Annotated in this window: 10 protein-coding genes; 3 read left to right on the top strand and 7 right to left on the bottom strand. The window is 66.0% G+C overall.

Annotated features, from left to right (window positions below; all coding sequences use genetic code 11):
* The first annotated feature begins 48 nt into the window (after nt 1-48).
* Nucleotides 49-1,218: an AAA family ATPase gene (locus PCA20602_RS24280; protein WP_150723368.1), complete on the top strand. Its 1,170-nt coding sequence runs from the start codon at nt 49-51 to the stop codon at nt 1,216-1,218.
* A gap of 267 nt (nt 1,219-1,485) precedes the next feature.
* Nucleotides 1,486-1,932, top strand: coding sequence for a hypothetical protein (locus tag PCA20602_RS24275; RefSeq protein WP_150723367.1), 447 nt, complete (start codon nt 1,486-1,488; stop codon nt 1,930-1,932).
* Nucleotides 1,933-2,079: 147 nt separating this feature from the next.
* On the opposite strand, the gene PCA20602_RS24270 is transcribed toward PCA20602_RS24275, so the two are convergent.
* Nucleotides 2,080-3,501 carry an aldehyde dehydrogenase family protein gene (locus PCA20602_RS24270; RefSeq protein ID WP_150723366.1) on the bottom strand — a complete coding sequence of 474 codons (1,422 nt, stop codon included), beginning with the start codon at nt 3,499-3,501 and terminating at the stop codon, nt 2,080-2,082.
* Nucleotides 3,502-3,628: 127 nt separating this feature from the next.
* On the opposite strand from PCA20602_RS24270, the gene PCA20602_RS24265 reads away from it, so the two are divergent.
* Entirely contained in the window at nt 3,629-4,612 is a 984-nt protein-coding gene (locus PCA20602_RS24265; protein WP_150723365.1) for a LysR family transcriptional regulator, read from the top strand.
* 30 nt (nt 4,613-4,642) lie between these two features.
* Here PCA20602_RS24265 and PCA20602_RS24260 read toward each other — a convergent pair whose 3' ends face one another.
* The 6 genes from PCA20602_RS24260 to doeB form a co-directional block, all read right to left on the bottom strand.
* Complete coding sequence (locus PCA20602_RS24260) at nt 4,643-6,115, bottom strand: NAD-dependent succinate-semialdehyde dehydrogenase (protein WP_150723364.1); 1,473 nt, start codon at nt 6,113-6,115, stop codon at nt 4,643-4,645.
* Between the two features lie 57 nt (nt 6,116-6,172).
* Nucleotides 6,173-7,552, bottom strand: a complete 1,380-nt coding sequence (locus PCA20602_RS24255; protein WP_150723363.1) for an aspartate aminotransferase family protein — start codon at nt 7,550-7,552, stop codon at nt 6,173-6,175.
* Nucleotides 7,553-7,736: 184 nt separating this feature from the next.
* A complete protein-coding gene (locus tag PCA20602_RS24250; protein WP_150723362.1) occupies nt 7,737-9,122 on the bottom strand; it encodes an aspartate aminotransferase family protein in 1,386 nt (461 codons plus the stop codon).
* Between the two features lie 72 nt (nt 9,123-9,194).
* On the bottom strand, nt 9,195-10,670 hold the full coding sequence (locus PCA20602_RS24245; RefSeq protein ID WP_150723361.1) for an NAD-dependent succinate-semialdehyde dehydrogenase: 1,476 nt from the start codon (nt 10,668-10,670) through the stop codon (nt 9,195-9,197).
* Nucleotides 10,671-10,813: 143 nt separating this feature from the next.
* Nucleotides 10,814-11,293, bottom strand: coding sequence for an Lrp/AsnC family transcriptional regulator (locus PCA20602_RS24240; RefSeq protein ID WP_150723360.1), 480 nt, complete (start codon nt 11,291-11,293; stop codon nt 10,814-10,816).
* Between the two features lie 101 nt (nt 11,294-11,394).
* On the bottom strand, nt 11,395-12,483 hold the full coding sequence (doeB, locus tag PCA20602_RS24235) for a N(2)-acetyl-L-2,4-diaminobutanoate deacetylase DoeB (RefSeq protein ID WP_150723359.1): 1,089 nt from the start codon (nt 12,481-12,483) through the stop codon (nt 11,395-11,397).
* Nucleotide 12,484: the final 1 nt, after the last annotated feature.

Below are 12,484 nucleotides of genomic sequence, written 5' to 3'. Positions count from 1 at the left end.
AAACCAGGATAATGAGCGCGTTACCGCCCATTGCCTTTCCGTTTTGTCATGTTGACCGCACTCGCCATCGAAAACTACCGCTCCATCCAGTCGCTCGTGATGCCGCTCACGCGCCTGAACGTCATCAGTGGCGCGAACGGCAGCGGCAAGTCCAACCTTTATCGGGCGTTGCGGTTGCTGGCGAGTGCCGCGACCGAGGGCATCGTGGCCCCGCTGGCGCGTGAGGGCGGTCTGACGTCGGTCATGTGGGCCGGGCCGGAAGAGATCACCCCCCGGATGCGGCGCGGCGAGGTGCCGATACAAGGTGGGCCGCGCCGCAAGCGACCGCGGCTACGTCTCGGGTTCAGCAGCGAGACCTTCGGTTATGCCGTTTGCATGGGTATCTCCAATACCGAGAACACTGCGTTCTGGTCTGACCCCGAGTACAAGCGGGAGAGCATCTGGGTCGGGGATTTTCTGCGACCCGCCAGCACGCTGGTCGACCGCGACGGCTATCTCGTCAAGCGAAAGTCGGGGCGTGACTGGGTGGCCGTGACGACCAGTCTTCCACGTTACGAAAGCCTGTTCTCGCACATTGCCAACGACGACACGTGTCCCGAAGTCTTCACGGTGCGAGAGCGAATTCGCAACTGGCGGTTTTACGATCACTTCCGCACCGATGCGGATGCGCCCGCGCGAAGCCCGCAAATCGGCACGCGAACGCTCGCGCTTCATCACGACGGGCGCGATCTGGCCGCCGCGTGGCAGACGATTCGTGAAATCGGCGATCGTGAAGCGCTCGACGACGCGGTCTCCGACGCGTTCCCCGGCGCGAGCGTGAGCATCGAGCTGGATGGCCGGAGCGGCTTTCTGCTGCGTTTCCAGCAGCACGGCTTGCTGCGCGAGTTGAGCGCCGCAGAGTTGTCCGATGGCACCCTGCGATATCTGCTCCTGATCGCGGCGCTGATGACGCCGCGTCCGCCCGAGTTGATGGTGCTCAACGAACCCGAAGCCAGTTTGCACCCGGACTTGATGCCTGCGCTCGGTCGACTGATCCGCCGTGCGTCGCAGCGCAGTCAGCTATGGGTCGTATCGCACTCGGCGCGTCTGGCCGCGGCACTGGAGGAAGACCCCGAATGCAATGCCATCAAGCTCGACAAATCGTTTTCGGCAACCACGATTCTCGATCAGCATCGGTTCGACCGCCCGGCGTGGCGCTGGCCGGACAACGGGAAGTAACACCGCGTCTGGCACTTCACCGGAACTGGTAACTGGCTGGCGCTATCGCAAAGTGCCTCTGCCGCGCGCTGTCACGATGCGAACTCCCTTTATCGATGGAGGTCGGGAATGCATCTTTTTAGCGCAACGACGATAGGCACCGTGCCGACGACAACGCAGACGTTGCATCCGCGTCCATGCCCTGCACGCACTCGCTTTCGTGCAGATCTCAGGACGGTACGGCTCAGGCATGGCGCAGGATTTCACCGGACCGCCGCCGCAACGGCGGTGCCGCTTCACGCTGACGTCACCCCGCATCGTCCGCTACCGATTCAGTCGGTCGGACGACTGTCGTCCACCGGCGCGCACGGGCCAGCCGCCGACTTCGCGTTTTTCCGTGAGCCGTTGAAGCGAAACGCGGCGCTGATCGGCAAGTGGGGCGCAGCGGCCAGCGCGGGGAGTCAGTCGCAAGCCTGGTCGCATTTCGTCGCCGACATCGGGGAGCGCTTCTTCAACGGCAGCCGCAAGCAACGCGTCATGGACGCGCTGGTGCTGAGCCTCGACATCCTCCCGCCACGCCATCGCGCCGACGCGCTGGCCTGCCTGCTGTCGGATGGCGTCGAAGGCCGGGCCGCCGTAGAGGAGTTCTGGAAGTACGTCGGGATAGACCGGATTCCCGATGCCGACAAGACGCGTGTCACCGCGTTGATTCAACAGTATGAGATCGGCAACTGAGCCTGTGACCTGACACCTGACGCGCCGGATTCGGCGCGTCGGTGGTAAACGTCGTGCCTGTCGTGCACGTAGGGCGGTGTCGATGCCCCGCTGTCGGGGCATCTCGTTCACGTCGACGAGATGCCCGGCGTCATCGAAGCCACCGCGTCACAGCACGCCGAGGACGGCCTTCGGTTCCATGAAGGCTTCGATGCCATAGGCGCCATACTCACGTCCGATGCCCGACTGCTTGAAGCCGCCGAACGGCGCCGCCGGCTCGTGAGCCAGGGTGTTGACGAGCACGCGTCCCGCTTCGATCTGCGACGCTACGGCAGTGGCGCGCGCCAGATCCGACGAGCACACGTAAGCCTGCAAGCCGTAAGGCGTGTCGTTGGCGATGGCGATGGCCTCCTGCTCGTCGCGATAGGCGATGATCGAGAGCACCGGGCCGAAGATTTCCTCGCGAGCAATCGTCATGTCGTTGCGCACCTCAGTGAACAACGTCGGACGAACGAACCATCCTGCCGCCACGCCGTCCGGGCGTCCCTCACCCCCGGCGAGCAAGCGCGCACCTTCGTCGATCCCGATACGGATGTAGCGCTGCACGCGATCCCACTGTTTGCGACTGACCATCGGCCCGATGCTCGTTTGCGGATCGCGCGGATCCCCCGACTGAAAGCCCGCGACCGCCGCCACGATCCCTTCCTCGAATTCATGCAAACGCGATTGCGGCACGAGAATACGCGTGCCCGCGATGCACGCCTGACCGCTGTTCATGAACCCGGCATTCAGGGCGAGCGGAATGGCTTCGTCGAAATTCGCATCGTCGAGCACGATCATGGGCGACTTGCCGCCAAGCTCCAGCGTCACGCGCTTGAACGTCTCCGACGCCGTGCGCAGAATCGTGCGACCCACCACTGTCGATCCCGTGAACGACACCTTCGCGATATCCGGATGCGAACTGATCTCCGCACCGACCGTGTCGCCGCGTCCGGTCACGATGTTGAAGACCCCCGGGGGAAGCTGAGCCTCGTGGAGCGCTTCGGTCACGATGCGCGTCTGGATCGCGCTCATCTCGCTCGGCTTGATGACGGCCGTGCACCCGGCGGCGAGCGCGGCGGCCAGCTTGCCGCAGATGAAGCCCGCATCGCTGTTCCACGGCGTGATGAGACCCGCCACGCCCAGCGGTTGCATGACGACTTCCGCCGTGCCCGCGCGACGCACGAACGCGTAGTTTTCGAGCGTTTTGGCCGCTTGCTCGATGACGTCGCTCGCATGGCGGGCCATCCAGCGTGCGCGCGAGACCGGCGCGCCGTACTCCTCGATGACCGCTTCGAGCAGCTCGTCTTCGCGCGCCAGAACGGCCGCGTGCATGCGCCGCAACATCGCGATGCGCTCGTCCTTGCTCGTACGGGAGAACGCCGGGAAGGCGCGCTTGGCCGCTGCAATGGCCCGGCGGGCATCATCGGCATCCGCCAGACGCACGCGGCCGATGACTTGCTCGGTGGCCGGGTTGAAGAGGTCGAAGTATTCGTCGCCATGGGGCGTGACGAACGCGCCGTCGATGTAGATTTGCTCGATGATTTGCATGATCTTGTCCGGAAGCGAAGGGCATCTGCGGGGATCGCAGGGGGAACGCCGACGACTCACGATAGAGCAGCGGCATTGGCCTGACTAGCCGTACAATCGTGGATGCCTTGTTGAAGGATCCAGGATAATGAGAACGTCAGGCCTTGCCGAGCTGGAAGCCGTGATGTCGGTGGCGCGACATCGGAGTTTTCGCGCTGCCGCGAACGATCTGGGCGTGTCGACGTCGGCGCTGAGCCACGCCGTGGCGGCGCTCGAAGCGCGCATCGGCGTGAGGCTCTTCAACCGCACTACGCGCAGCGTCTCGCTCTCGGAGGCGGGCGCGCAGTTCGTGAGCAGCATCGCACCGGCGCTCACGACCATTCAGACAGCGCTCGACGAGGCCGGCACATTTCGCGATACGCCGTCCGGCACGTTGCGCATCAATACTTCGGCCGGCGCGGCGCATCAGGTCATGCCGGTGCTGATCGACTTCTGCGCGCGATATCCGGACGTGAAGCTCGATATCGTGACGGAAGGCAAGCTGATCGATATCGTGATCGACGGCTTCGACGCGGGCATCCGCCTCATGGAAATCGTGCCGCAGGACATGATCGCCGTACCGTTCGGCGATCGCCAGCGCTTTGCCGTCGTGGGCAGTCCGGCTTACTTCGCGCGCCGCAAGCCGCCCCGGACACCGGCCGACCTGCGGCATCATCAATGCATCCGCAGCCGGATGCCGAGCGGTGCGATCTACCAATGGGAGTTCGAGCGGCACGGCGAAGTCGTGCGCGTCGACGGCACCGGCCCGATGACGCTCGACGAGACAGGACTGATGCTGATGGCGGCGCGTGCAGGCGTGGGCCTCACGTACCTGACCGAGTGGACGGTGCAGGCGGATCTGGCGGCGGGCACGCTGGTGCGCGTGCTCGAAGCGTGGACACCGCCGCTCGACGGCCTGGCGCTCTACTACCCGGGCCGACGTCATATCCCGGCCGCGTTGCGTGCACTGATCGAGGTGATTCGCGAACATGCCGACGCGCAACGCGTCGCACGCAACCCGCAGTCAAAAGCGCCGACAACGACGCCGACAAAGAAAAAGCGCGCTACGGCCAAACGTGGCGTAGCGCGCTGAGTCACCTGCGTCGCCGCAAGCCGACGACAATCAGTCCAGTCCGCCCTGACAGACGTACTTGATCGACAGGTAGTCGTCGAGTCCGTACTTCGATCCTTCGCGGCCGTATCCGGACGCTTTCACCCCACCGAACGGCGCAGCCTCACTCGATACCGCGCCTTCGTTAATGCCGATCACACCGGCTTCGAGGCGTCGCGCCACGCGTTCGGCGCGACGCATGTTCTGCGTGTAGAAGTAGGCGGCCAGCCCGAACGGCGTGTCGTTGGCGCGCGCAATCACTTCGTCCTCGCTTTCGAAGCGGAACAGCGGCACCACCGGCCCGAACGTTTCTTCCTGACTGACGAGCATGCTGTCGGTGACGTCGGCCAGCACGGTCGGCGCGAAGTAGTGCGGCCCGAGCGACGGCAACGTCTTGCCGCCGGTCAGCGCGCGTGCGCCGTGCGACAGGGCATCGTCGACATGGCGCTCGATCTTCTCCACCGCGCGACGATTGATCATGGGACCGATCTGCGCATTGGCGTCGCTTGCCGGGGCGACGTGCAGCGCTTCCACGCGTTTGGCCAGCAACGCGGCGAACTGCTCGTAGACACCGGCCTGCACATACACGCGGTTCGGGCACACGCAGGTCTGCCCGCCGTTGCGGAATTTCGATGCCATCAGGCCTACGACGGCGGCGTCCAGATCGGCGTCGTCGAAGACGATGAACGGCGCATTGCCGCCGAGTTCGAGCGAGAGTTTCTTGAGCGTGCCCGCCGATTCGCGCGCCAGATGAATGCCCACGGCCGTCGAGCCGGTGAACGTCACCTTGCGCACGCGCTCGTCGGCAAGCCAGTCGGCGACGGCCTCGATGCCGCGCGTGCGAGATGCGGTAATCATGTTGAGCACTCCCGGCGGCACGCCCGCCTCGACAGCCAGTGCCGCCAGCGCGAGCGCGGTCAGCGGCGTGTCTTCGGCGGGCTTGGCGACGACTGTGCAGCCCACGGCCAGCGCCGGGGCGATCTTGCGCGCGATCATGGCGAGCGGGAAGTTCCACGGCGTGATGGCGGCAACGACCCCGACCGGTTCCTTGACCGCCGTCATGCGTTTGCCCGGCTGTTGCTGGGGGATGATGTCGCCGTAGACCCGTGTCGCTTCGCCTGCGAACCAGTCCACGTACGACGCGCCGTACAAGACTTCACCGCGTCCCTCCGACAGCGGCTTGCCCTGTTCGAGCGAGATCAGGCGGGCGAGATCGTCGGCGTTCGCCAGAATCAGCGCGTGCCAGCGCTTGAGCACTTCGGCGCGCTCGCGTGGCAGCCTGGCGCGCCAGGCGGGCAGCGCGCGGTAGGCGGCGTCGGTGGCGGCGCGCGCGTCGACGGCAGTGCTATCGGCAACGTCGACCAGCAGGGCGTCGCTGGCCGGGTCAAGAACCGGGTAATGACCGGCGTCGCGGGCGTCGGTCCATTCGCCGTTGATCAGGTTCTGACGGCGCATCAAATCGGGGCGTGACAGGGAAAGCGACATACGAGCGTGTCTCCGGGGATTCGGGTGATCGGGGGCGTATCCGTGATTCGTGAAGGTTCAGGCCCGAAGTGCGGCGCGCACGTCGGCCGCTTCGAGCACGTCGTCCAGTGTGGCGCGCACGCGCGAGAACAGCTCGGCGAAGTCTTCCGCGGTGTAGCACAACGCGGGCGCGAAGCCGAGGATGTTGTCGCCGAACGCGCGGAAGATCACGCCGTTGCGATATGCCGCCGCGCCGATGCGTTCATGCAGCTTGAGCGACGGATCGAAGCGCTGGCGCGTCGTCTTGTCCGCGACGAGTTCGAGCGCGCCGAGCAACCCGCGATGACGCGAATCGCCCACGAGCGGGTGATCGAGCAGGGCGTCGAGTCCGAGCGCGAAGGTGGCGGCCTGCGCCTGACCGTTCGCCAGCAAACCGCCCTCGTCATACAGCTTCAGGCAGGCAAGCCCGATGGCCGCGCTTACCGGATGTGCCGAGTACGTCTGACCATGTCCGATGGGCGAGCCTTTCGCGGCGTCGGCAATGGCTTGATAGATGGCGTCCGACATCAGCACCGCGCCCATCGGCGCGTAGCCGGCGGTCAGCCCTTTGGCAAGCGTCATCAGATCGGGCGAGACGTCTTCCGCTTCGCACGCGAACATCGGGCCGGTACGCCCGAAGCCGGTGATGACTTCGTCTGCGACGAACAGGATGTCGAGCCGCTTGCACGCGTCGCGCATGGCGCGCAACCAGCCCTTGGGCGGCACGATCACACCGCCCGAGCCCTGCACCGGCTCGCAGAAGAAGGCCGCGACGTGTTCGGCGCCCAGTTCGCCGACCTTCGCTTCGAGGGCTGCCACCGAGGCGGCGATGATCGCCTGCGGATCGTCCGGCGTGGCGCTGCGGTACGGGTAGGGCGACGGGATGTGATGCTGCGTCGGCAGCGGCAGATCGAAGTTGCGGTGGAAGGCAGGCAGTGCCGTCAGCCCGGCGCCGGTCGACGACGATCCGTGATAGCCGCGCTCCAGCGCAATGAAATGCTTCCTGGACGGCTTGCCGATGGCGTTGTAGTAGTGGGTGATGAAGCGTACGGCGGCGTCGACGGCATCCGACCCGCCGAGCGTGAAGTACACGTGCTGCAACGACGGGGGCGCGAGCGCCACGAGCTTTTGCGCCAGCGTGATGGCCGGTGCCGATGCGAAGCCGAAGTAACCCGTGGCGTACGGCAGACGATTCAATTGCTCGGTCGCCGCTTTCACGATGGACGCCTGTCCGTAGCCGGTATTCACGCACCACAGCCCGGCGAAGCCGTCGAGCAGCGCGTTGCCGTCGGCGTCATGCAGCCATGCGCCATTGCCGCTGGTGAGGATCGTCGCCCCCTGCGCTTCGTGTGCGCGGTAGTCGGCTACGGGATGGATCAGAAACTGGCGATCGGCCTCGATCAGCGATTCGTTGGACATGCGCGGCACCTCGGGCGGTAGGGGAAGGGAGGGGCGGTCCGCAACGTCTGTGGTGCGGACCACCGTGTCATCCCATTAAAGACGCGCCGAAATTCGCGGTCATCCTACGAACCGATGGAGACGGCGGGCGCAACGTGCTGCTTCCCGTGGGGAGGCGCGCCGTCATGCCGCGATAGCGACAGCGTTAGCGCAGCACCTGAGTGGCGACGTCGTCCACCGCGGCCCGCGCGATGCTGACCATCTCGTCGACGTCGGCGCGCGTGGCGATCAGCGGCGGCGCGAAGCCGAGAATGTCGCCGTGCGGCATGGCGCGCGCAATCATGCCGCGTGCGAGGGCTGCGGCCGACACGCGCGGGCCGACCTTCATGGCGGCGTCGAACGGCTGACGCGCCGCACCATCGGCCATGAATTCCACTGCCGCCAGCATGCCGACGTTACGCACTTCGCCCACGAGCGGATGCGCGTCGAATGCCGCATGCAGCTTCTCGCCGAAGTACTTGCCGACGTCAGCCGCGTTCTGCGTGAGGTTCTCGCGCTCGAGAATGTCGAGGTTGGCGAGCGCGGCGGCCGCGCAGATCGGGTGCCCGGAATACGTCCAGCCGTGCCCCATCGGGCCGCTTTCGCGCGAGCCGCGCTCGATCACGTCCCACACGCGCTCGCCGACGATCACCCCCGAGAGCGGCGCGTACGCGCTCGTCAGCCCCTTGGCGATGGTGATGAGGTCGGGCGTCATGCCGTAGTGCTGCGACCCCATGGGCGAGCCCAGACGTCCGAAGCCGCAGACCACTTCGTCGGCGATCAGCAGAATGTCGTGGCGGCGCAGCACGGCCTGAATCGCGTCCCAGTAGCCGGCCGGCGGCGCGATGATCCCGCCCGTGCCCATGACCGGCTCGCCGATGAAGGCGGCGATCGTGTCCGCGCCTTCGCGCGCGATGAGCTTTTCCAGTTCCTCGACGCAATGGGCGACGAACGCCGACTCGCTCATGCCTGCCGGCGCCTTGCGGTACCAATGCGGGCAGACGGTGTGATGTACGCGCTCGACCGGCAGGTCGAAGTGCTGATGGAAACTCGGCAGGCCCGTCAGGCTGCCGGTGACGATGCCGGAGCCGTGATACCCGCGATCGCGCGAAATGATCTTCTTCTTTTGCGGGCGGCCGAGCACGTTGTTGTAGTACCAGACGATCTTGATCTGCGTTTCGTTGGCGTCCGAGCCGGACAAGCCGTAGTAGACCTTCTTCATGCCGGCAGGCGACCAGTCGATGATGCGCTTCGACAGCTCGATGATGGCGTCGGTCGAATGGCCGACATACGTGTGGTAATAGGCGAGCGACGAGGCCTGCTTGTGAATGGCGTCCGCCACTTCCGTGCGGCCATAGCCGATGTTCACGCAGTACAGGCCGGCGAAGGCGTCGAGATAGCGGCGTCCCTCGTGGTCTTCGATGTGCAGGCCTTGCGCGGTGCGGATGATCTTGCCGGGCAGCGTGCCGCTCGCGTGATCGGCGGCATGCGTGGAGGGGTGCATGAAGTGGGCGCGGTCCTGCGCGAACCATTGCTCGGTCGAGGCGGTCATGAGGCGTCTCCTGGATATCGGTGAGGTGAGGCGAAAGGGTGAAAAAGGGAAAGCGGCGGGGCGGCAATCCCATCAGCCGTGGTGGACGGGAATGCCGAGGTTGCCAAGGCAGAAGTACTTCGTTTCGGTGAAGGGTTCGAACCCGTCGGTGCTGCCTTCGCGACCGAGGCCCGAGGCCTTCATGCCGCCGAACGGCACCGGCGCGCCGGTGAACTTCACGCCGTTGACGCTGACCATCGCGAAGTCGAGACGGCGGATCAGCGTGAAGATCTCGTCGACGCGTCGTCCGCAGACATAGGCGGCCAGGCCGTACTCGGTGTCGTTGGCGCGAGCGACGACTTCATCCAGCGAATCGAAGGCGCACACGGCCGAGATCGGGCCGAAATTCTCTTCGTCGTAGATGCGCATGCCGGGGGCGGCGTCGGCGACGACGGTCGGACGGTAGAACCAGCCGCCCAGCGGATGCGGCTCGCCACCGACGGTGATCTGCGCGCCCTGACGACGCGCGTCTTCCACGCGGGCGGCTGTCGCGTCGAACGCGGCCTGATGCATGAGCGGACCGACGTCGGCCTCGCCGGAGAACGCCGGGCCGACACGCAACCGCGCAACCGCCTGCGTGTAGCGATCAACGAATGCGCCGTAGCGGGCGCGGGCAACGAAGATCCGGTTCGCTGCACAGCAATCCTGTCCGGACGTCTGGAACTTTGCGGCGACGGCGATGCGCACGGCCGCGTCGAGATCCACGTCGTCGAGCACGATGAACGGTGCGTTGCCGCCGAGTTCGAGCGCGAGCTTCTTCACGCCGCTGGCCGCCGCGGCCTGTGCGACCAGTTGACCCACGCGCGTCGATCCCGTGAAGCTGACGGCCCGCACGCGGGTGTCGCCCACGAGGGTGCGCATGGCCATGTCCGGCTCGCCCAGCACCACGTTCAATACCCCCGGCGGCAGGCCCGCTTCGTCTGCCAGTTGCGCGAGCGCCAGTGCACTGAATGGTGTCTCGTGCGCGGGCTTTACGACGACCGGACACCCGGCGGCGAGCGCGGCGGCTGCCTTGCGCGTGATCATCGCGAAGGGGAAGTTCCACGGCGTGATGAGCGCGGCGACGCCGACCGGCTCGCGCACCGTGCCCAGTTGCGCGCCATCGATATGCGAGGTGATGCTGCGTCCGTCGAGACGACGGCCCTCATGGGCATACCACTCGATGAACGAGGCGCCGTAGCCGATCTCGCCGCGCGCTTCGTGCAGCGGTTTGCCTTGCTCGTGCGAGAGCAGGACGGCGAGGTCTTCGGCGTGATGCTGGATCAGTGCATGCCAGCGCAGTAGCGCAGCGGCGCGCGTGTTGGCGGGTGTCCAGCGCCACTCGGCGAAAGCCCGCTCGGCGGCATCGACGGCGCTGCGGATCTGATCGCGCGTGAGCAGCGGTACGTGCCCCAGCGTCGACTGGTCGGCGGGATCGACGACGGCGATGGACGCGGCATCGTCGCTATGCGTCCAGCGTCCGCCGATGTAGCACAGCGATTTGAACAGCACCGGGTGGTCGAGCAACATCGGCAATCTCCTGACATGGCGTTCGTTCGTCATGCAGAGATTGTCGGGGGCATCGTGCCGGTGTTTTTTCTGTTCGGACGGTGCGGACTTCGCTTTTCTTCTGATTTACCGGCGTGCCGCCGAAAGCGTTTGCCGGACGACGTTCAGTCCGCGTCGACCCAGGCGGGCATCGTGTCCGTCGAGTCCTTTACGACCTTGGTGACGATGTAAGTGAAGTAGCGCTCGATGCCGTAGTCGGCCATGAGCAGATCGTCGATGAAACGCTGGTAATGATCGATGTCTCGCGTGAGCACATGCACGATGTAGTCCACCCCGCCGCCGGTGGCGTGGCATTGCACGACTTCCGGGGCGTCGCGCAGCCGCGCCTCGAAGCGGTTCATGTCGTGGGCGGTGTGCCGTGAAAGTGTGATTTCCACGATGATGCGGCTGACCTGCACCACGCCGCTCCAGTCGACGTCGGCGCGATAGCCGCGAATGACGCCCGCCGCCTCCAGACGTTGCACGCGCTCCCATGTGGGGGAGACGGACAAGTGGATGAGTTCGGCCAGACGGGACTTCGTGATGCGACCCTCACGCGCGAGCACGCGGAGGATTGCGATGTCGAAACGGTCGAGTTTCACCATAGGCGGAGCGCTTCAGTAGGGGGCGCAAAAGAGACGCCAAGGGGCCGCAGATACGGCCCCGTAACGACAGCGTTTGCGCAATGCGCCGGCTGAGCGTGCGATCAAGCGTCCAATGGAACGCCCGATGGAACGTCCGCCAGCACACACAGCGTGTCGCCAATGCCGATGCGCCCCGGAAAGTGTCGGCCGATCAGCATACCATCGCGCTTCGCCCGATACTCGACCGGCGGCGTCCCTGTGCGGGTGATGTCGTGGATGCGCGCGACGACGTCGCAGCGCCTCACCGTCGTGCCGAGGTCGTGCAGCATTTCGAGCAGGCCGTCGTGCTCGCTCGCCACGTAGCAATCGTCGTCGGGCATTGTGAGCTGCACCGACGCGTGTGCGTCCGACGGCTCCGCACCGTCGCGCCACGCAACGTCCGGCGGCACGATGCCCGCCTGCACCAGCACGCCGTACACACCGCGATGCGCAATGGCGACGTTGCGTGCGCTCGCCGTTCCGCCACCGCCGAGTTCGGTCGTCACGAACACCTTGCCCTGGGCTTCCGCCGCATTGTCGTAAAGGCCGTGCGAATCGGGGTCGCGCATGCGCAGCGCATACGGCGCACCGAACGCGCGCATGGCGGCGTCGCATCGGGCCTGCTGTTCGGCGTCGTCGAGTTCGTGGATGGCGGCAAACGGTACGAAGTCGAGCGTGCGGCCCCCGGAGTGGATGTCGAGCACGACGTCCGCCATCGGCAGCAGACAGCGCGAGAAGTAATCGGCGATGCGCTCGGTCACCGTGCCGTCGGGGCGTCCCGGAAACGCGCGGTTGAGGTTGCCGCCGTCGAGGGGCGACGTGCGCTTGCCCGCCTGCACGGCCGGGGCGTTCATGAAGGGGACGATGATCACGGTCCCGCTCACATCGCGTGTCTTCAGTGTGTTCGCCAGTCGCGACAGCACGATGGGGCCTTCGTATTCGTCGCCATGGTTGCCCCCGGTGAGCAACGCGACGGGGCCGTTGCCGCGACGAATGACGGTGATCGGCACCATCACGGCGCCCCATGCGCTGGCATCGTTCGAGTGCGGGACTTTCAGAAAGCCGTGCTGAATGCCGTCGCGTTGAAAGTCGACCGTCGGATACACGCGCGGCGGGAGCGCGGGCGCATCGTGGGCGCTGGGGAGAGGAAGGGCGGCGGGATCGCGACGCATG

Origin of the sequence: Pandoraea capi (assembly GCF_902459735.1) — a bacterium.
In the GTDB taxonomy this organism is placed as follows: Bacteria; Pseudomonadota; Gammaproteobacteria; order Burkholderiales; family Burkholderiaceae; genus Pandoraea; species Pandoraea capi.
This window is presented reverse-complemented; position numbering and strand designations above follow the sequence as displayed.